General features: G+C 46.2%; 14 protein-coding genes. 6 read left to right on the top strand and 8 right to left on the bottom strand.

Annotated features, from left to right (window positions below):
- Positions 1–286 precede the first annotated feature (286 nt).
- The 6 genes from secA (at position 287) to AB6D93_RS13110 (ending at position 10,557) form a co-directional block, all read left to right on the top strand.
- Positions 287–3,013, top strand: a complete 2,727-nt coding sequence (gene secA, locus AB6D93_RS13135) for a preprotein translocase subunit SecA (protein ID WP_017066234.1) — start codon at positions 287–289, stop codon at positions 3,011–3,013.
- 348 nt (positions 3,014–3,361) lie between these two features.
- Positions 3,362–3,760 carry an 8-oxo-dGTP diphosphatase MutT gene (gene mutT / locus AB6D93_RS13130; protein ID WP_017062897.1) on the top strand — a complete coding sequence of 133 codons (399 nt, stop codon included), beginning with the start codon at positions 3,362–3,364 and terminating at the stop codon, positions 3,758–3,760.
- A 92-nt stretch (positions 3,761–3,852) separates the two neighbouring features.
- The gene (gene dapB, locus AB6D93_RS13125) at positions 3,853–4,677 is read left to right on the top strand and encodes a 4-hydroxy-tetrahydrodipicolinate reductase (protein ID WP_020628676.1); all 825 of its coding nucleotides are present in this window, start codon (positions 3,853–3,855) and stop codon (positions 4,675–4,677) included.
- Between the two features lie 503 nt (positions 4,678–5,180).
- Positions 5,181–6,335: a glutamine-hydrolyzing carbamoyl-phosphate synthase small subunit gene (carA, locus tag AB6D93_RS13120; protein WP_010434758.1), complete on the top strand. Its 1,155-nt coding sequence runs from the start codon at positions 5,181–5,183 to the stop codon at positions 6,333–6,335.
- 16 nt (positions 6,336–6,351) lie between these two features.
- Positions 6,352–9,582 (top strand): carbamoyl-phosphate synthase large subunit, encoded by a 3,231-nt coding sequence (gene carB / locus AB6D93_RS13115; RefSeq protein WP_102332775.1) that lies wholly within the window; start codon positions 6,352–6,354, stop codon positions 9,580–9,582.
- Positions 9,583–9,777: 195 nt separating this feature from the next.
- Positions 9,778–10,557 carry a TSUP family transporter gene (locus AB6D93_RS13110; RefSeq protein WP_017059295.1) on the top strand — a complete coding sequence of 260 codons (780 nt, stop codon included), beginning with the start codon at positions 9,778–9,780 and terminating at the stop codon, positions 10,555–10,557.
- On the opposite strand, the gene AB6D93_RS13105 is transcribed toward AB6D93_RS13110, so the two are convergent.
- From AB6D93_RS13105 to gltB, 8 genes are all read right to left on the bottom strand, one after another.
- Positions 10,508–11,353, bottom strand: coding sequence for a LysR family transcriptional regulator (locus AB6D93_RS13105; protein ID WP_102332776.1), 846 nt, complete (start codon positions 11,351–11,353; stop codon positions 10,508–10,510). The genes AB6D93_RS13110 and AB6D93_RS13105 overlap by 50 nt on opposite strands.
- 204 nt (positions 11,354–11,557) lie before the next feature.
- Positions 11,558–12,175: a TRIC cation channel family protein gene (locus AB6D93_RS13100; protein ID WP_017070823.1), complete on the bottom strand. Its 618-nt coding sequence runs from the start codon at positions 12,173–12,175 to the stop codon at positions 11,558–11,560.
- A 74-nt stretch (positions 12,176–12,249) separates the two neighbouring features.
- Entirely contained in the window at positions 12,250–13,119 is an 870-nt protein-coding gene (gene btuF, locus AB6D93_RS13095; protein ID WP_017066512.1) for a vitamin B12 ABC transporter substrate-binding protein BtuF, read from the bottom strand.
- A 1-nt stretch (position 13,120) separates the two neighbouring features.
- Complete coding sequence (locus AB6D93_RS13090) at positions 13,121–14,074, bottom strand: cobalamin biosynthesis family protein (protein ID WP_102332777.1); 954 nt, start codon at positions 14,072–14,074, stop codon at positions 13,121–13,123.
- A gap of 10 nt (positions 14,075–14,084) precedes the next feature.
- Positions 14,085–14,780 (bottom strand): 5'-methylthioadenosine/S-adenosylhomocysteine nucleosidase, encoded by a 696-nt coding sequence (gene mtnN / locus AB6D93_RS13085; RefSeq protein WP_017066514.1) that lies wholly within the window; start codon positions 14,778–14,780, stop codon positions 14,085–14,087.
- 127 nt (positions 14,781–14,907) lie between these two features.
- On the bottom strand, positions 14,908–15,336 hold the full coding sequence (locus tag AB6D93_RS13080; protein WP_102332778.1) for a DUF1499 domain-containing protein: 429 nt from the start codon (positions 15,334–15,336) through the stop codon (positions 14,908–14,910).
- A gap of 438 nt (positions 15,337–15,774) precedes the next feature.
- Entirely contained in the window at positions 15,775–17,187 is a 1,413-nt protein-coding gene (locus AB6D93_RS13075; RefSeq protein WP_102332779.1) for an FAD-dependent oxidoreductase, read from the bottom strand.
- Positions 17,188–17,203: 16 nt separating this feature from the next.
- The gene (gene gltB / locus AB6D93_RS13070; RefSeq protein WP_102332780.1) at positions 17,204–21,667 is read right to left on the bottom strand and encodes a glutamate synthase large subunit; all 4,464 of its coding nucleotides are present in this window, start codon (positions 21,665–21,667) and stop codon (positions 17,204–17,206) included.
- Between the last annotated feature and the right edge of the window lie 247 nt (positions 21,668–21,914).

The raw sequence follows: 21,914 nt of genomic DNA, 5'->3' as shown, positions 1-21,914 counted from the left end.
CAATGAGCTGCAGTCTGGCTAATCCATCAGCAATTAGAAAGAAAAGTTCCAAGCACATCAAACAAATGGGGTTATAAATGGTTGTTGATGTGAAAATTACTTACACTAAAGGGCATTAATTTTAACTCAAGCCTTGAAAACTCTACTCTCAAGTACAATATCAAAGATACTAGATTTATCTCAGTATCCTTGGTTAGTAACTGAAGACTAGTTCATAGCTAGTAGAGACACTGACGGCATTTAAAATAGATCGCGGACGATCTGAGAACGAAGAGATTCCAAGCACATGATTACTAAGCTGCTGACAAAGGTAATTGGCAGTCGCAATGACAGAACACTGCGCCGCCTTAGAAAAATTGTAAAAGAAATTAATAACTACGAACCAACGTTTGAAGCTCTTTCAGACGAAGAGCTAAAAGCAAAAACGGTTGAGTTTCGTGAGCGCTTAGATAAAGGTGAATCGCTAGACCAACTTCTACCTGAAGCATTTGCTACGGTACGTGAAGCGTCTAAGCGTGTTTACGGCATGCGTCACTTTGACGTGCAAATGATTGGTGGCATGGTTCTAAATGCTGGCCAAATTGCAGAAATGCGTACTGGTGAAGGTAAGACTCTTACAGCAACCCTACCAGCTTATCTTAACGCCCTACCTAGCAAAGGTGTTCACGTAGTAACGGTGAACGACTACCTAGCGAAGCGTGATGCGGAAACAAACCGCCCATTATTTGAATTCCTTGGTATGACTGTTGGCGTAAACGTGCCAAACATGGCTCCACCAGAGAAGAAAGAAGCGTACCAAGCGGATATCCTATACGGAACAAACAACGAGTTTGGCTTCGATTACCTACGTGACAACATGGCTTTCCGTGCTGAAGATCGTGTTCAACGTGAGCGCTTCTTTGCTGTTGTCGATGAGGTTGACTCAATCTTAATCGATGAAGCTCGTACTCCACTTATTATCTCTGGCCCAGCTGAAGATAGTTCAGATCTTTACACGCGTATTAACACGTTGATCCCTAACCTTGAGCGCCAAGATAAAGAAGATTCTGAAGAGTACCGTGGTGAAGGTCACTACACCATGGACGAGAAATCGAAACAGGTTCACCTGACTGAAAACGGTCAAGAATTTGTAGAAGAGCTAATGGTCAAAAACGGCCTGATGGAAGAGGGTGACACGCTTTACTCTCCAACTAATATCAGCCTATTGCACCATGTTAATGCAGCGCTGCGTGCACACGTACTGTTTGAGAAAGACGTCGACTACATCGTTACTGAAGAAGGCGAAGTGGTTATCGTTGATGAACATACTGGTCGTACTATGCCAGGTCGTCGTTGGTCTGAAGGTTTACACCAAGCTGTTGAAGCTAAAGAAGGTGTGAAGATTCAGAATGAAAACCAGACGCTAGCATCGATTACATTCCAGAACTTCTTCCGTCTATACGAAAAACTGTCAGGTATGACAGGTACAGCCGATACAGAAGCTTTCGAATTTCAGTCTATCTACGGCCTAGAAACAGTGGTTATCCCAACCAACAAGCCTATGGTTCGTAACGATATGCCAGATGTGGTTTATCGTACCGAAGAAGACAAGTTCAATGCGATCATTGAAGACATCAAAGACCGTGTAGCTGCTGGTCAGCCATCATTGGTTGGTACGGTTTCTATCGAGAAGTCTGAACTACTGTCTAACGCACTGAAAAAAGCAAAAATTAAGCACAGCGTTCTAAATGCTAAATTCCACGAAATGGAAGCAGAGATCGTTGCACAAGCTGGTATGCCGAGTGCGGTAACTATCGCAACTAACATGGCTGGTCGTGGTACCGATATCGTATTAGGTGGTAGCTGGCAGGCACAAGTTGAGAAGCTAGAGAATCCAACCAAAGAGCAGATCGAGAAGATCAAAGCTGACTGGAGAGTAATCCACGATAAAGTGCTTGAGTCAGGTGGTCTGCACATCATTGGTACTGAGCGTCATGAATCTCGCCGTATCGACAACCAGCTACGTGGTCGTTCTGGTCGTCAAGGTGATGCGGGTTCTTCTCGTTTCTACCTATCAATGGAAGATTCTCTGCTACGTATCTTCACATCGGATCGTATGGCTGGTCTTATCCAAAGTGGTATGGACGAAGGCGAAGCGATCGAATCTAAGATGCTTTCTCGCTCAATTGAAAAAGCACAACGTAAAGTTGAAGGTCGTAACTTCGATATTCGTAAGCAGCTTCTTGAGTACGATGATGTAGCCAATGACCAACGTAAAGTGGTTTATGAGCTTCGTGATGAACTGATGAGCTCTGACGATATCAGCGAGATGATCGAACACAACCGTGAAGATGTATTGGCATCAGTGATTGATGAATACATCGCACCTCAGTCTCTTGAAGATATGTGGGATATCGCGGGTCTGCAAGATCGTCTGAAGAATGACTTCGATCTAGACTTTGATATTCAAGGTTGGTTAGACGAAGACGACAAGCTTTATGAAGAAGCATTGCGTGAGCGTATTCTTGCTATGGCGGTTGATTCGTACAAACAGAAAGAAGAAGTGGTTGGTGCTCAAGTACTGCGTAACTTCGAGAAATCTGTGATGCTACAAACGCTAGACGGCCTTTGGAAAGAGCACTTGGCTGCGATGGATCACCTTCGTCAAGGTATCCACTTACGTGGTTATGCTCAGAAGAACCCGAAACAAGAGTACAAGCGCGAGTCGTTTGAACTGTTTGAAGGCCTACTAGATGTACTGAAAACAGACGTTGTTACCATCCTTTCTAAAGTGCGCGTTCAGCAACAAGAAGAAGTTGAAAAGATGGAAGCTCAACGTCAAGCTCAAGCTGAAGAAGCGGCGCGTCGTGCACAAGCGCAACATGCAACAGCTGAAAACCAGCTAGCTGACGATGAAGCTGAAGCGGCATCTCCACAAACGGTAGTGCGTGACGAGCGTAAAGTTGGCCGTAACGAGCCATGCCCATGTGGTAGCGGTAAGAAGTACAAGCAGTGTCACGGTAAAATCGCGTAAGTTTAATGAATCGTTGCTGTAGCGCATGATAGCTGCGTTGGTGGTACTCACTTACAGTCGTAAGCTCCGTGCCACCGCCTTGCTCTCATACACTACAACTTAGCTTCATAAAACTGACAAATAGAATATAAAGAGTCGCTTAGGCGGCTCTTTTTGTATGTAAATTTCATGGCTTACTTTGTTACGCAAGGAAGTTGTCATTCCCTATAGCGAGGAGTGAGCGTAGTAGGGAATCTTGTTTAGTTAGGCTCGCGTAGTTTTAGATCCCCAACTCAGTCGTTCCTCTTTCTTGAGGATGACGTATTTAGGGACTATGTGAGTTCAGCGTTTTATTAAGGAACACCATCAATGAAAAGAATCCATATCGTAGCGGGTATTATCTTCAATCAAGATAAGTCACAGGTCTTTATCACTAAGCGTCCAGATGACAAGCACAAAGGTGGCTTCTGGGAATTTCCAGGTGGCAAGGTTGAAGAGGGCGAAACTATTGAGCAAGCGATGACTCGCGAGCTTGATGAAGAGGTCGGTATCAAGGTGACCGAGCAGTCTCTGTTTGAGCATCTTGAATTTGATTACACGGATAAGTCACTTAAGTTCGATTTCATTCTCGTGACTGATTTTGAAGAGCAGCCTTATGGTAAAGAAGGTCAGCAAGGTGAATGGGTAAGCCTAGAATCATTGAATCAATACGCCTTCCCAGAGGCAAATGTGCCAATTTTAGAGCGAGTAATAAAAGAGTTTTCGTAATTGCTAGCCTGAGTTTGAGATTGTTGTTAGTTTAAAGAGATTAATCGATTGAACGTTGCTGCAAGAGATAAGTGGCAACGGTAACCAAAACAATGGAGATATTCGCAGTGGTAAGAATTGCAATTGCAGGAGCAGCGGGCCGCATGGGCCGCAACTTGGTGAAAGCCGCTCATCATAATTCAGAAGCAAGTGTTGGAGCTGGTTCAGAGCGTCCAGAGTCATCTTTGGTCGGCGTAGATGTCGGCGAGTTATGCGGTGAAGGTCGTTTTGATGTTGCTTTAGTCGATGATTTGTCTAAAGCCATCGAAGAGTTTGATGTGATTGTCGATTTTACTGCCCCTGTTAGCACATTAGCGAATATTGAACTTTGTAAACGTCACGGTAAAAAACTGATCATCGGTACAACGGGCTTCTCTGAAGAAGAGAAGCAGGTGATTGATGCTGCTTCAAAAGAGATGGCTATCGTAATGGCACCTAACTACAGCGTTGGTGTGAACCTGGTCTTTAAGCTGCTAGAGAAGGCCGCTAAAGTGATGGGCGATTACTGTGATGTCGAGATCGTTGAGGCTCATCACCGTCATAAAGTCGATGCACCGTCAGGTACTGCGATTGGTATGGGCGAAGCTATTGCGGGTGCTATGGGCAACGAGCTGAACGATGTAGCTGTATGGTCACGCGAGGGTATTACTGGCGAGCGCACTAAAGATGAGATTGGTTTCGCGACGATTCGTGCCGGTGACATTATTGGTGAACACACCGCTATGTTTGCTGATATCGGTGAACGAGTGGAAATTACCCATAAAGCCACTGATCGAATGACCTTTGCTAATGGCGCAATCAAGGCCGCGGTTTGGTTAAATGATAAACCAGCAGGCTTTTATACCATGACGGATGTGCTTGGTTTGAATGACCTATAAATAGATATTTATGCGCTGGCAATTGCCGGCGCTTTCTTTATTTGGTGCCTTTTCCTTAGTAATCTCACTTCTCCGATCTTCCTTCTACTTTCTTCTTATCGCCTTTTTGACTCCATTTCTATGCTGTTTATGTGGTCTTTAGTATGTTTTTTGTTTTAGATCTTTAAATTGTCATGTTTTCTCTTGGTATTTATCGATTGCGTTTTGTTGCTGATATTTTTATCACTCTATGGTTGGCTAAAATGAGGGGTGAAAATTAGAAAATCGTAATATTCGAGCTAAATGCGTATGAAAGTTGAACTTTTGGAGCTTTGAGGGGGTAAATTGAATTAGTCCTTACAAATGTTTAATTTCTTTTGAGTTAAATGTTGACACGTATCACGCAGATCACTAAAATACCGCCAATTTGTCTAATTTCCATAAACACGCAGTTTTTGGTGTTGCAGGAAGGTAGATTTGCAAATTAAATCAATTTTAATGCATTTTTATTTCTGGAGGTTGTCTTGAAGAAGTCAGCACTACTCGTCCTAGAAGATGGGACAGTATTTCACGGTGAAGCCATTGGCGCTGTAGGTTCTGCAGTTGGTGAAGTCGTTTTTAATACCTCGATGACGGGGTACCAAGAAATCCTCACTGATCCTTCCTATTCTCAACAAATCGTTACCCTTACTTACCCTCACATTGGCAATACCGGAACCAATTCCGAAGACGAAGAATCTTCTTCAATCCACGCTCAAGGCCTTGTGATTCGCGATCTCCCTCTAATCGCTTCTAACTTCCGTAATGAACAATCCCTTTCTGATTACCTTAAGTCGCAAAACGTTGTTGGTATCGCTGATATTGATACTCGTAAGTTGACGCGTATTCTTCGTGAAAAAGGCGCACAGAACGGTTGTATTGTAGCTGGCTCTTCAGTAAACGACGGAAACCTAGACGAAGCTTTGGCTCTAGCTAAAGCAAAAGAATTCCCTGGCCTGAAAGGTATGGACCTTGCGAAAGAAGTTACAACAAAAGAAGCGTATCAATGGAAACAAGGTTCGTGGACGCTTACGGGTGGACTTCCTGAAGCGAAAGCAGACTCAGAATTGCCATACCACGTTGTTGCTTATGACTTCGGTGCAAAACGAAACATCCTACGAATGCTTGTTGACCGCGGCTGCCGCCTAACGGTTGTTCCTGCTGAGACTTCAGCTGAAGAAGTACTTGCTCTGAACCCAGACGGTGTTTTCCTTTCAAATGGCCCTGGTGACCCAGAACCATGTACTTACGCAATTGAAGCGACAAAAGTGTTCCTAGAAAAAGGCTTACCAATCTTCGGTATCTGTCTAGGTCACCAGATTCTTGCTCTTGCGTCAGGCGCTAAGACAGTGAAGATGAAGTTTGGTCACCACGGCGCAAACCACCCGGTTAAAGATTTAGATCGTGATGTTGTGATGATTACTTCGCAAAACCACGGCTTTGCTGCTGACGAAGAAACCCTTCCAGAGACACTACGTGCAACGCACAAATCACTATTTGATGGTTCTCTACAAGGTATTCACCGTACAGACAAACCAGCATTCAGCTTCCAAGGTCACCCTGAAGCAAGCCCAGGTCCAGAAGACGCAGCGCCGTTATTCGACCACTTTATTGAACTAATCAAACAGCACACAGCGTAATTCGGAGTAGTAGACAATGCCAAAACGTACTGACATTAAAAGTATTCTTATTCTAGGTGCTGGCCCGATCGTTATCGGCCAAGCATGTGAGTTCGATTACTCTGGTGCTCAAGCTTGTAAAGCGCTTCGCGAAGAAGGTTACCGAGTTATTCTTGTAAACTCGAACCCAGCGACAATCATGACTGACCCAGACATGGCAGATGCAACTTACATCGAGCCTATCCAATGGGAAGTTGTGCGTAACATCATCGCTAAAGAGAAGCCTGATGCAGTTCTACCTACTATGGGTGGCCAAACTGCATTGAACTGTGCTCTAGACCTAGAAAAGCACGGCGTTCTTGATGAGTTCGGTGTTGAAATGATTGGTGCAACGGCTGACGCTATCGATAAAGCAGAAGACCGTTCACGCTTCGATAAAGCAATGAAAGCAATTGGCCTTGAGTGTCCAACTGCTGATACAGCGAAAACGATGGAAGAAGCTTACAAAGTTTTAGACATGGTTGGCTTCCCTTGTATCATTCGTCCATCGTTCACGATGGGTGGTACTGGTGGCGGTATCGCTTACAACAAAGAAGAATTTGAAGAAATCTGTCGTCGTGGTTTGGATCTATCTCCAACTAATGAACTTCTTATCGATGAATCACTTATCGGTTGGAAAGAGTACGAGATGGAAGTGGTTCGTGACAAAAACGACAACTGCATCATCGTATGTGCGATTGAAAACTTCGACCCAATGGGTATTCACACAGGTGACTCAATCACTGTGGCTCCAGCTCAAACGCTGACAGATAAAGAATACCAACTAATGCGTAACGCATCTCTAGCAGTACTGCGTGAGATTGGTGTTGAAACAGGTGGTTCAAACGTACAGTTTGGTATCAACCCGAAAGATGGTCGTATGGTTATCATCGAAATGAACCCACGTGTATCTCGCTCTTCTGCACTAGCATCTAAAGCAACAGGTTTCCCAATCGCTAAGATTGCAGCGAAACTGGCTGTTGGTTTCACGCTAGACGAGCTAATGAATGACATCACTGGCGGCGCAACTCCAGCATCATTCGAACCAACAATCGACTACGTAGTAACTAAGATTCCTCGTTTTAACTTCGAGAAGTTTGCAGGTGCTAACGACCGCCTAACGACGCAAATGAAGTCGGTTGGTGAAGTTATGGCTATCGGCCGTAACCAACAAGAATCTCTACAAAAAGCACTTCGCGGCCTAGAAGTTGGCGCGACTGGTTTTGACGAAATGGTAGACCTAGACGCACCAGATGCTCTAACGACTATCCGTCACGAACTTAAAGAAGCTGGCGCAGAGCGTATTTGGTACATCGCTGACGCATTCCGTGCTGGTATGTCGGTAGATGGTGTATTCAACCTAACGCAAATCGACCGTTGGTTCCTAGTTCAAATCGAAGACATCGTTAAGCTAGAGCAAGAACTTAAAGCGAAAGGCTTTGCTGGTCTAAATAAAGACGAGCTAAACAAGCTTAAGCGTAAAGGTTTTGCTGATGCGCGCCTATCTAAGATTCTAGGTGTAGCGGAAAGCGAAATCCGTCGTCTACGTGACCAATACGATATCCACCCGGTATACAAGCGTGTAGATACGTGTGCAGCTGAGTTCTCTTCAGATACGGCTTACATGTACTCATCTTACGATGACGAGTGTGAAGCAAACCCAACAGACAAAGAAAAAATCATGATTCTAGGCGGCGGTCCAAACCGTATCGGCCAAGGCATTGAATTTGACTACTGTTGTGTACACGCATCACTAGCGCTACGTGAAGATGGCTACGAAACTATCATGGTTAACTGTAACCCTGAGACAGTTTCTACAGACTACGATACGTCTGACCGTCTGTACTTCGAACCAGTAACTCTGGAAGACGTACTAGCAATCGCTCGTGTTGAGAAGCCAAAAGGCGTTATCGTTCAGTACGGTGGTCAAACGCCACTTAAACTGGCACGTGCTCTTGAAGCTGCTGGCGTACCAATCATCGGTACTAGCCCAGACGCAATCGACCGTGCAGAAGACCGTGAGCGTTTCCAAGTTGCTGTAGACCGTCTAGGCCTACTTCAACCAGAAAACGCGACAGTAACAACAATGGAGCAAGCGGTAGAGAAATCTCGTGAAATCGGCTTCCCACTTGTTGTACGTCCTTCTTACGTACTTGGTGGTCGTGCGATGGAAATCGTATACGACGAGCAAGACCTACGTCGCTACTTCAACGAAGCAGTTAGCGTATCAAACGAATCTCCAGTACTACTTGATAGCTTCCTAGATGACGCTGTTGAAGTAGACGTAGATGCGATTTGTGACGGTGAGCGCGTTGTAATCGGCGGTATTATGGAGCACATCGAGCAAGCGGGTGTTCACTCTGGTGACTCAGCATGTTCTCTTCCTGCATACACGCTAAGCCAAGAAATCCAAGACGTAATGCGCGAGCAAGTTGAAAAGCTAGCGTTCGAGTTGGGTGTTCGTGGTCTGATGAACACGCAGTTTGCTGTTAAGAACAATGAAGTGTACCTAATCGAGGTTAACCCTCGTGCAGCACGTACGGTTCCATTCGTATCTAAAGCAACTGGTGCGCCAATCGCTAAGATTGCCGCTCGTGTAATGGCGGGTCAATCTCTAGAGTCTCAAGGCTTTACGAAAGAAATCATCCCACCTTACTACTCAGTGAAAGAAGTTGTACTTCCATTCAACAAGTTCCCTGGTGTTGACCCACTGTTAGGCCCAGAAATGCGCTCTACTGGTGAAGTTATGGGTGTTGGTGCGACGTTCGCAGAAGCATACTCTAAAGCTGAATTGGGTTGTGGTAACATCTACCCAGAAGGCGGTCGTGCACTTCTTTCTGTTCGCGAAGGCGACAAAGAGCGTGTTGTTGACCTAGCATCTAAACTATCTAAGCTTGGTTACCAGCTAGACGCAACTCACGGTACTGCGGTTATCCTTGGCGAAGCGGGCATCAACCCACGTCTAGTAAACAAGGTACACGAAGGTCGTCCTCACATTCTTGACCGTATCAAGAACAACGAGTATACGTACATCGTGAACACTGCAGCTGGCCGTCAAGCGATTGAAGATTCTAAAGTTCTTCGTCGTGGTGCACTTGCTGAGAAAGTTAACTACACGACTACGCTAAATGCTGCATTCGCGACTTGTATGGCGCACACTGCAGACGCGAAAACGTCAGTAACTTCAGTTCAAGAGCTACACGCTCAGGTTAAAGCTTCTCAAGCTTAATCGCCTAAAGTGTATCGCTGATAAGCGGATATAAATGCTCAAAGCCCACTCTTCGGAGTGGGCTTTTTTATGTCTGTTATTCCGCGGTAACTTAATGATGAATATTTGGAATAGGTTAGAATCTTGTGTTTCGTTATTGCTCGTCTGCCGTGAGTGGTAACTTGTCGCTACACAGGACTTTAAGGCGTTGGGTATATGGAAATCACTCTAGAAATATTGGCTATCTTGTTTGTTGTTGCAACGGCAGCAGGCTTTATTGATGCAATGGCTGGCGGCGGTGGGTTACTGACTCTACCTGCATTGCTAGCGGCTGGAGTTCCACCGACGCAGGCATTGGCAACTAACAAACTCCAAAGCTCATTTGGCAGCTTCTCTGCGAGTTGGTATTTCGTGCGCAACGGTATCGTCAGCATCAAAGAGATGCGCCTTGCTATCTTTTGTACCTTTATTGGCTCTGCAATTGGCGCTGAGTTAGTCCAGCACATTGATGCGAGCCTACTGACCAGTGTTATCCCACTGCTGCTTATCGCTATCTCTCTCTATTTCCTGTTGGCACCCCAAACTAGAGCGTCTGAAGGAAAACAGAAGATCTCTGAGGCGATGTTTGCTCTGTGTATTGGTGGCGGCGTGGGTTTCTATGATGGCTTTTTTGGCCCAGGAACAGGTTCTATCTTCACCGTCTGCTTTGTTGCTATTGGTCACTTCTCGTTAGTCGATGCTACGGCGCGTACTAAAGTACTTAACTTTACCTCGAATATCGCTGCCTTGATTTTCTTTATTTTGGCTGGCTTGCCTATTTGGGAGTTGGGATTAGTTATGGCGGTCGGTGGATTTATGGGCGCTCAGCTTGGCGCTAAAGTGGTGGTGACAAAAGGGCAAAAATGGATTCGCCCTCTTGTGATCGTGATGTCGATGCTAATGGCGTCTAAACTGCTTTGGGAACAGCATCAACAATCGATTCTATCAGTGTTTTAACTCGTGGAGACTGATAGCTATTCGGTCTGACACAGATATGAATCGGCCGAATTAAGCCTGCTAATTCGGTGAAGCTATACAGATATTGAGACTCAATATTGAGTGTTTTTACGATAGAGAGCGGGATCAACGCTGGCCCAGTCCCGCCCAATGCAAGTTGCGCCGCTGCGGTGTAGGCATCCATCTCCATCAAGGGTTTGATACCAAATTTTTCTAATACAGAAAGTTGATAAGAATTGGCTGGATTGGTCATGTCGTTAGTGATGACCATTGGAGGGAGATCCGTTAGCGGCGACTTACTCACTATGTAAAACGGTTCATCAAAAAGATGGAAGGTCATCAACCCATGATGTGGTGGCAGTAAGCCAGCACACAACCCCAAGGTCGCCTTGCCGGACTGCACCCGTTCGATAATTCTCGGCGTGTGGTTGGTGGTAATGGTGATGTACTTATCTTGCTGGATAAATTGGCCCATCATCTCACCTAAATAACCGGCTATCAGAGACTTAGAGCTGTCTAGGGTGATGAGAGTGGTATCTTCCAACTCTTGCTGTTCATAAATAAGCCCACGAAGTTCATTGAATGTCGGGCCAATACTCTCGATTAATGCTATCGCATCTGGCGTGAGTTTTATCTGTCGGCCACTCGGTTCAATGAGCTTTTTACCTAGCTTTTTTTCTAAATTCGCAATCCGTTTGCTGACCGCTGATTGGCTGATATAAAGCAAACTGCCTGTGCGGCTCATGGTCTTTGCTTTACTCAATACCAGTAGAGTTTCGATTCCTTCGAGTAGCATTGGGTTATATTCATGAAAGTTGGGAATGATTGTTTCAACTTACCTCAAACAACATTCATTCTCTAGTCTTGAAACTAAAGCTTTGAACCAAGTTAGGTATTTTTAGCTATGCTCGCACGTGTAGCGCGAGAGCATAATAATTGTGTTGGGGAGCTCAAATTAAGAAAGGCTCCTTTACGGAGCCTTTCACTTTGTAACGATAGCTTATTTGATGGCGAAGGTCGGCAATGATAAATGCCAACGAATAGCGCCAAGCCTGATCAATAGTGTTGAGAACACGCCGGCCAGAAATGCAGTTTCTGAGTCGTGCCCCATGCTGATCGCCACGGTATGGAAAGCGCCACCAATGATACAAGCGGTCGCGTAGACTTCACTTCTTAGAATCATTGGCACTTCACGGGCAAGCACGTCGCGGATAATACCGCCACCGCAGCCGGTGATGACACCCATGATGATCGCCACTAGTGCTGAATCTTGATAGATAAGTGCTTTTTCTACACCAATGCCAACAAACACCGCTAGGCCAATCGCATCACATACCGGCAATATCCACCAAGCCAGACGTTTCGGGCGTCTTACAATAATCATGGTCAGCAAACAGGTGATGATGATGACCCAAAGGTAGGTGGTATCGGTGATCCAAAACACGGGAGTTGCACCCAATGCCATGTCACGAATTGTGCCGCCGCCAATCGCGGTTACACTGCCTAGAACGGCGACGCCAAAGGGATCCATCTTAAGACGGCCAGCGACAAATACGCCTGAGACGGCAAAGATGGCAGTGCCAAATAAATCGATAATATAAAGCAGCATGGAGTCCATGATACTGGTGCTCTTATAGTTAAAATTGTAGGGACAGGTCGGTGGCGAATTGTACGAAAAAACGCAGCAAATAGTTAGTGATTTTGCCTAGCTCTATCGAAGAAATCGCACACTTGTTGGATCGCTTTCAAAGTTCTCGTTGTCGGGCGATTAATCCAGTCAGAATTGAGGGACCAAATCTGATTTTGAGCGACTGCTGGGATTTCATCTTCCCATGTTTGCCACATGGTTCCATTCTCAATCGCGTGCTGAGAAGTGAAAATCACTTGCGGTTTTCTTAATACAACTTGTTCAATACCAACTTGCGGATATGGCGAGGCGCTGTCTTCAAAAATATTGTGTCCACCACAAAACTCAAACACCTCACTTGGCCAGTGTCCTTGAGCAACAGTGATGATCGGCTTTTCACTGAGCTGGTAGAAGTAGTTTACTGGCTCGGCATCTTTGTATTCTAGTCTCAACGCGTTGAGCTGCTCTCTGTATTGCTGAGCGTTATTTTCGCCAATGCTTGGATCGCTAGCGTATTCGCTCAGTTGTTCAATATTGGTTGCGATACTGTCTAGGCTTTTGGTCTTGGAGTAGTAAATATTAAAACCAAATTGCTCTAGTTTCGCGAGCTCTCTGGGCGGGTTTCCCGCTGGCCACGCAAGAATCAAATCAGGCTGAAGTGCGATGATCTTCTCAACCTTGATACCTTGATAGTTTGCCACTTTTTCAAGCTTATCGGCTTGTGGTGGGTAATCACTTCGTTCACTTACGGCAACAAGGTTGTTGCCTAAACCAGCGCTGTACGCGAGTTCAGTGGCATGAGGAGCAAGGCTGACTACGCGTTGAGCCGGCTGTACTTGTTCTTGAGTCCGTGGTGCTTCTTCTGCAAATGATAAAGGCAGCCATAAGCTGGAAGACAAAATAGTAAGGCTTGTAACAAGTGCTGAAGGTTTCACTCTAAATCCCTTGGTGAATAAATAGTAAGGCTAGGCTTTGTAAAAATATCCAGATAGCGATGCGACCAAAGAGTAGTTTCTGAACCTGAGATAGATGCAGAGCTGACGGTGCGATTCTTCCGCCTAATTTCGCGCGAATGGCTTTAGTGTTGTCGTAAATCGCAGGGCCACCTAATGATAACTCCAGCTTGTTGCCAACAGCCGTGATTAACCAGGCTGGGCCGGGTAGTGGCCAAGAGCGACTTTGGACTAGCATCATCTTAAATGTGTGCGTTGCTTTATCACCAAAGACGATCATCAAGGCAAATAAGCGCATTGGTATAAGTTCTAGGATAGCGACGATCTTGATTGCCGTTGAGCCGAAAGGAGAAAACTGCTTGCGACTTGGCGACCAAGCTCGAGCTAACTCGACCACAAGGCGATACATTAACGCAGCGATTCCACCACCAATGGCGTACCAGAACAACACACAAACTACGTTACGAGCGTAACCCATGATTATGGTTTCTGTGGCGGCTTTGCCGAGGCCAAGTGACGAAAGTGATTCGGTTTGACGGTTGACAATCGGAGCCAGTAACTGACGAGCGGCCGCTTTATCTTCTCGGCCAAGTACTTTGATCAGTTGGTTAGCCAGCTTTTCATTATTGCGCCAATCAATCGCGAGTAATAACAGTGCCAATTCAAACAGTTGAGATTGCCAAACCAATGGTTGCAGTGCCAATAGAATAACCAGAGTTGGCAGTACCATTAACCCCCAGGCTAATGTGCCTGAGATTAAACTTTGGGAATAGTTGTGGTTGTTATTAACCTTGCTTGCTAAAAGCTCAGCAAACTTGTGCCATAAGGTCGTGGGGTGTGCGGCATGGGGGATAGGTAAAATTAAATGAAAAAGCAGTGCTCCCCACATCACAAGGAGCACGCCATTTGCAAATACCTGATCAAACAGTGTTTGCATGTCTAGTCGCTTACTTTAGTAGGGCAACCATCTTGATAACCATTTCAGAAGAGCTTTGCGCTGCTAGTGGCAGGAACTCTTCGAAGCTCATTGGTGATTCTTTGTCTGCAACATCAGAGATTGCACGAACAACCACGAATGGTACTTGGAATTGGTGACAAGCTTGAGCGATAGCCGATGCTTCCATCTCTACAGCAACAACAGATGGGAAGTGCTTGCGGATGAACTCTTGGCGTTCTGCTGTGCAAACAAATGCGTCGCCAGTACAGATAAGACCGCGAACGGCATGCTTGTCTTCCATTTGTGCTAGTGCTTGTTCAGCAACAGCCATCAGTTTGTCGTCAGCTTTGAACGCTGCAGGTTGACCTGCCATTTGGCCGATTTCGTAACCGAAAGCTGTAACGTCTGCATCGTGGTGTCGAACTTCAGTTGAGATAACCACATCGCCAAGGTACAGTGTTGAATCAAAACCGCCAGCAGAGCCCGTGTTAAGAACGACATCTGGTTGGTATTCGCTTAGTAGGATTGAAGTACCAACAGCCGCTGCTACTTTACCAATGCCAGATTGAAGCAAAACAACGTCAACACCATTTAGCTGACCAGAGAAAAAGGTACAACCGCCTTTATTAACTTCAGTAATGTCTGAAATTGCTGCTTTTAGGATCGCAACTTCTTGCTCCATTGCGCCAATGATGCCGATTTTCATGTGTAGTCTCTTAATAAATAATATTTAAACAGTAGAGCGAAATTGTAGCATGGATAAGAAGTGTCGAGCGACTGCCCAGAGGCACTTCTCATCCGAATAGTAGCGATTTATCTGCGTATTCTTTTATCTATTTGATTAGGCCTTCGCTTTTCAAGCTAGCACGAAGTTGTTCAGCTCGTTTTCGGTTTACGCCAAAATCAGAATGGCCAGTACGAGACTCTGAACGCACGATCAGTTTGCCATCCGTGATTTTAAGTTCTAAGTCATCGACAAAACGCATGATGCGCGAAGTACATTCAACACGCAGATAATCTTCTGTTTTACTCGCGGTTTTTGATCCCGGTAAGGTTAGCGCAACCTGCTCAATCGCATCTAAGCTCGCTGAATCTGACAACTCTAACGCGGCCAATGCATGTTGCTCACGATCATCTTGAGTTGATACGCAGTTTGGTTTGTCTCCACAAGGTGATGAAGTTCTGTCTTTCATGTCCGTGATTCCTTGGCTGCAAGCGGTTAACGTTAAAAGTGATAACGAGAGGAGAGCTGCTTTTTTCATAATGTTTCCTATGGCGTTGTTTTAATTTTAGTTATAGGTATTGGCTTGTTTGCGATTGTTTTACGTATTTTTCGATATGCTTGTGATAAACGTATCTAATTCAAAAAAGGATCCATCATTGGATCCCTTTTTTATAGTAACGGCCTGAGTAATAAAGGAAACCTTATACTAGGGCGTGTTGACCTTTCGTGGTTAAATTTTGTTCGAGATAAAAGCGTTTTAATCGCGGCGAGGGGGAAGTAGCCTAGTCACTCTAAGCAAATCTCCCTCAACAAAGAGTAAAACGCTTTTAGCCGAACCCTTCGGGCAGCGTTTGCTGGTCATTTCTACTACGTTATCGGCTTCTCATGTAGGCTAGCTACACATCGACGCCTCTGCCTTGTATAAATGCCCAGCAACTCGCTGCAAAAATCAGCTCGAAAGATCAACACGCCCTGGTCACACTTCTAGGTAGTCCAAGATCCCTTCTGCGGCTTTACGGCCTTCATCGATAGCGGTCACCACTAAGTCAGATCCTCGAACCGCATCGCCACCTGCAAATATCTTGCTGTTGGTGGTTTGGTATTGAAACTCTTGTTTGTTAGGAGCCTTGATGCGACCCCACTGATCGAGCTCCACACCGAAAGGTTCTAGCCATTCCATCGTATGAGGTTGGAAACCAAATGCCATAATTACGGCATCAGCCTCAAGAACATGCTCACTGCCTTCGACAGGTTCTGGACGACGACGGCCTGCTTCATCAGGCTCACCCAAAGCGGTTTTCACGAATTTCACACCAACCACATGACCAGCGCTGTTAAGCTCTAAGCCGATAGGTTGTAGGTTGAACTTGAACTTCACCCCCTCTTCACGTGCATTTTTTACCTCACGGCGAGAACCTGGCATGTTGGCTTCATCTCGGCGGTAAGCACACACCACATCTGCCACATTCTGACGAATAGAGGTTCGAACGCAGTCCATCGCCGTATCACCACCACCAAGCACGACGACTTTCTTACCTTGCATATCGATAAATGGGGTTGGGTTTTCCAGTTCCATGACCTTATAGGTATTAGAAATCAAGAATGGCAGAGCATCATAAACGCCCGGTGCATCTTCGTTGTCTAAACCCGCACGCATGTTTTTATAGGTGCCGACACCAAGGAAAACAGCGTCGTAGTCATCGACGAGTTGCTGAAGTTGTACATCTTTGCCGACTTCGGTATTCATTTGGAACTCGACGCCCATCTCGCTAAAGATACGGCGACGATTTTCCATGATGCCTTTCTCAAGCTTGAACGATGGAATACCAAACGTCAGTAGGCCACCGATCTCCGGATAGCGGTCAAACACAACGGCTTTTACGCCATTACGAACTAGGATGTCAGCCGCCGCTAGACCAGCTGGTCCCGCACCGATGATCGCGACCTTTTTATCAGTCCACTCAACGTGAGACATGTCAGGCTTCCAACCCATCTCAAAGGCTTTGTCGGTAATGTACTTTTCAATATTGCCAATGGTTACGGCACCGAAATCGTCATTGAGGGTACAAGAGCCCTCACACAAGCGGTCTTGAGGGCAAACTCGACCGCAAACCTCAGGCAGGCTGTTGGTTTGGTGAGACAGTTCAGCGGCTTCGATAATGCGCCCTTCATTGGCAAGCTTAAGCCACTGAGGGATGTAGTTGTGAACAGGACATTTCCATTCACAGTATGGGTTACCACAGTCTAAACAACGGTCTGCTTGCGCTTTCGCTTGCTGTTTAGTGAAAGGTTCGTAGATCTCTACAAACTCAATCTTACGTATCTTGATTGGTTTCTTCGCTGGGTCTACGCGATTCACATCAATAAATTGGTATACATTCTGGCTCATTATTGACTCCTTCCAATTATTGCGCTTGAACACGAAGTTCAGCTGAGCTGCGGCTTTGGTGGCCGAGCAAGGTGTTCAGATCCGCCGTCTTTGGCTTCACTAGGTAGAACTTTGGAATCCATTCATCAAAGTTCGCCAGAATAGCTTCAGCGTGTACTGAGCCAGTCTCTTCTAAGTGCTCTGCAATTAAGCCACGCAGATGTTCTTGGTGGATAAATAAGTCAGACAGAGAAAGTGCCTCGACCGACTCGTTATTTACTCGACCTTGGAAGTCTTCGTTCTTATCCATGACATAAGCGAAGCCACCTGTCATACCCGCACCGAAGTTGACGCCAGTTGCGCCAAGAATGGCAACAATACCGCCGGTCATGTATTCACAGGCGTTGTCACCAGCGCCTTCAATCACAGCAACCGTACCTGAGTTACGTACGCCAAATCGTTCGCCAGCCGTACCAGCTGCAAACAGCTTGCCTCCAGTTGCGCCATACAGACAGGTGTTGCCTATGATGGTCGCTTCGTTACAAGTAAATGCGGTGCCTTGGTGAGGCTTGATAACCACTTTGCCGCCAGCCATGCCTTTGCCAACATAGTCATTGGCATCGCCTGTTAGGTAAAGCTCAACGCCGCCTGCGTTCCAAACCGCAAAAGATTGGCCTGCTGTACCGTCGAGATATAACTTGATTGGTGAACCTGCCATCCCTTGGTTGCCGTATCGCTTAGCAATTTCACCAGAGATACGAGCACCAATCGAGCGGTCTGTGTTGATCACGTTGTAGTAAAGGCTGGTGGATTGACGTTTCTCAATTGCATCGAATGCATCATCCAGAATCTGCTGGTTGAGCTGAGCTTTATCAAATGGTGCGTTTGGCTCGGTCCAAAACAGTGGGTGACCTTCTGGAGATACCGGAGCTTCGATTATTGAAGAGAGATCGAGCTTGTTCTGTTTCGCGGTGAGGCCTTGAACGGCTTCAAGTAAGTCAGTACGACCAATCAGGTCCGTTAGTTTTTCTACGCCGAGTTCTGCAAGGTATTGGCGAACTTCATCGGCTAGGCCTGTAAAGTAGTTCACCACCATGTCTGGCAGGCCTTTGAAGTATTCGCGGCGTAGTGTTTCATCTTGAGTCGCAACACCCGTCGCACAGTTGTTTAGGTGACAAATTCGTAAGAACTTACAACCCATTGCGACCATTGGCGCGGTACCAAAACCAAAGCTTTCTGCACCGAGAATCGCACCTTTAATCACATCAAGGCCAGTTTTTAAACCACCATCGACTTGCAGGCGGATCTTATGACGAAGCCCGTTAGCAACCAGTGCTTGTTGAGTTTCTGCTAAGCCAAGCTCCCAAGGGCAACCTGCGTATTTTACCGAGGTTAGAGGGCTTGCCGCGGTACCGCCATCGTAGCCAGAAATGGTGATCAGATCGGCATAGGCTTTCGCTACACCAGTTGCAATCGTGCCTACACCCGGTTCCGATACTAACTTTACTGAAACCAAGGCTTTAGGGTTCACTTGTTTAAGGTCGAAAATCAGCTGCGCTAGATCCTCGATAGAATAAATATCGTGATGTGGAGGAGGGGAGATCAGTGTCACCCCTTGAACTGAATATCTCAGCTTAGCGATTTCTGCGGTAACTTTATGGCCGGGCAGTTGACCACCTTCTCCAGGCTTCGCACCTTGCGCGACCTTGATCTGCAAAACATCCGCATTGGTTAAGTAATGTGGCGTCACACCAAAACGACCGGAAGCTATCTGCTTGATACGAGAGTTACGGTCAGTACCAAAGCGTCGAGGGTCTTCACCACCTTCACCAGAGTTTGAGTAACCACCCAAGCGGTTCATCGCCATTGCTAATGCTTCATGCGCTTCTGGGCTCAAAGCACCGATCGACATTGCCGCAGAGTCGAAGCGTTTAAACAGATCGCTGTTAGGCTCGACTTGCTCTAGTGGTAGAGGCTGATCGGCTTTTTTGAGGCTCATTAAGTCGCGTAACATCGCAGCTGGACGAGCATTTACTTGCTTAGCAAAAGAGAGATAATCCGATGTCTCACCTGTTTTTACTGCAGTTTGCAGAGTGCCAACCACATCAGGGTTATAGGCGTGATATTCGCCGCCGTGTACGTATTTGAGTAAACCACCGTGCTCGATTGGCTTACGCTTAGTCCAGGCTTTACGAGATAAGTTATAGATATCTTGCTGGAAATCGCTAAAGCTTGCGCCTTGGATTCGAGTGGTAACTCCGCGGAAACAGAGCTCAACAACATCGGAATGAAGGCCAACGGCTTCGAAAAGCTGTGAACAGCGATAAGAGGCAATGGTTGAAATTCCCATCTTCGACATGATCTTGTACAGACCTTTGTTGATGCCGTTTTGGTAATTTTGCATTGCGGCACGATAATCTTTATCTAAAGAGCCATCATCCAACATTTTACCTAACGCTTCATAAGCGAGGTATGGGTAAACCGCGGTTGCACCGAAGCCAAGCAGCACAGCAAATTGGTGTGGGTCGCGCGCAGTTGCTGTCTCAACAACGATGTTGGCATCACAACGCAGGTTGGTATCAGCAAGCCTTGTTTGCACCGCACCAACCAACATGGCTGCAGGGATCGGTAGTTTTCCTTTCTCTAAACCTTTGTCCGACAGCACAACTAAAACCGCACCTTCGCTGACTTCTTGTTCGGCGCTATCACATACTGCTTTGATTGCTTGTTCTAGATCTTGGTTATTCGGGTCGTAGTGCATGCTGAGAATGACATGACGATAATGTTTTTGACTCAACTGCAGAAGCTGCTGCATGTCTGAGTAAAGCAGTACTGGTGAATCAAACGTGACACGATAGGCGTGACCGTCTGTTTCACAGAACACGTTCATCTCTTTACCAATACTGGTCGCCAAAGACATCACGTGTTTTTCACGCAATGGATCAATCGGTGGGTTGGTGACTTGTGCAAACTTTTGACGGAAGTAATCAGTGACCAAGCGTTCTTTTGAAGAGAGCACAGCCATTGGCGTGTCGTCGCCCATTGAGCCTACTGCTTCTTGCCCCATATCACCAAGCACACGCAGCACTTGGTCGGACTCTTCGTTGCTCATCGCAAACTGTTTTTGGTAGGTCTTGAGCGTATCATCGTCAAAGCTACGCTTACCCACTTGGTCATCTTGCAGCGCAGAAAATGGCGTTAACTTGTGAACGTTCTTTTCCATCCACTCTTTATAAGGATGGCGACCTTTAAGGTCATTGTCGATCTCGTTAGATTGCCACAATTTACCGCGGCGCGTATCTATGACGAGCAATTCACCTGGGCCGACACGCCCTTTCTCTGCCACTTCATCTGGCGCGTAGTTCCAGATACCGACCTCAGATGCCAAGGTGATCAGGTTGTCTTTGGTGATGACATAACGCGCAGGACGCAGGCCATTTCTATCGAGGTTACACGCAGCGTAACGACCATCAGAAAGTACGATACCTGCAGGGCCATCCCACGGTTCCATGTGCTTGGAGTTGAAGTCGTAGAATGCACGTAGATCTGGGTCCATATCTGGGTGGTTTTGCCAAGCGGGCGGCACAAGCATGCGCATCGCTCGGAACACATCCATACCACCGGCAAGGAACAGGTCGAGCATGTTATCTAGGCTTGATGAATCTGAGCCTGTCTCATTCACAAAGGGTGCGGCGGTTTGTAAATCTGGCAGCAACGGCGAAGAGAATTTATAGGCACGAGCCTTAGCCCATTGTCGGTTACCTTCAATGGTATTGATCTCACCATTGTGCGCTAAATAGCGGAATGGTTGAGCCAGTGGCCAACGTGGCTGAGTATTGGTTGAGAAACGCTGGTGGAACAGACATATCGCCGATTCCATGCGTAAGTCTGCAAGATCGAGGTAAAATCGCGGAAGATCGGCCGGCATACACAGACCTTTGTAAACCATGACTTGTGTCGAAAGGCTACAAATATAGAAATCTTTGTCTTCGGTGATCTGTTTTTCAATTCTGCGACGAGCAATATAAAGGCGTCGTTCAATATCGCGTTCACGCCAACCCGCGGGGGCCGAGATAAACACTTGCTGAATATTGGGAACTGAATCTTTGGCAATCGGACCTAATACGTCGGTGTTGGTCGGTACTACGCGCCAACCTGCAACCGTTAAGGTCTCTTGAGCGAGCTCTTTATTGACGATGTCTTGCGCGGATTGCGCTTTGATTGGATCTTGGCTGAAGAAAATCATGCCGACAGCGTATTGCTTGCCGAGCTTGAAGTTATTCTCTTCAGCAATAATTCTGAGATAAGAGTCAGGCTTCTGTAGTAATAAGCCACAGCCATCCCCGGTTTTACCATCCGCAGCGATACCACCACGGTGTGTCATGCGATCGAGGGCTGAAATAGCAGTTCTTACCAACTTATGACTAGGTTGGCCTTCCATTTGCGCTATTAAACCAAATCCACAGTTGTCTTTTTCAAGACTAGGATCATATAGAGCCATTGCAATTCTCCCTTTTGCTTCTCTGTCATCCAGACAGTAAATGACTAACTATTCATATACTTGTTGTTTTTTATAAACTGATAGTTTGCTTTAGCCAGTTAAAACGTTATTGGTTGTGTTAACAAAACCGATTGATTTTATTTTCATCAGCTTTACAACGTATAGCTAATTGTGTTTAAGGTCAAGTTCATGGTTAATTATCATGCATAAACGCGATTAGCCACTTAATAATCTAAAATAGTCGATG

It is taken from the genome of Vibrio sp. 10N.247.310.23, assembly GCF_041467155.1.
Taxonomy (GTDB): domain Bacteria; phylum Pseudomonadota; class Gammaproteobacteria; order Enterobacterales; family Vibrionaceae; genus Vibrio; species Vibrio crassostreae_C.
This window is presented reverse-complemented; position numbering and strand designations above follow the sequence as displayed.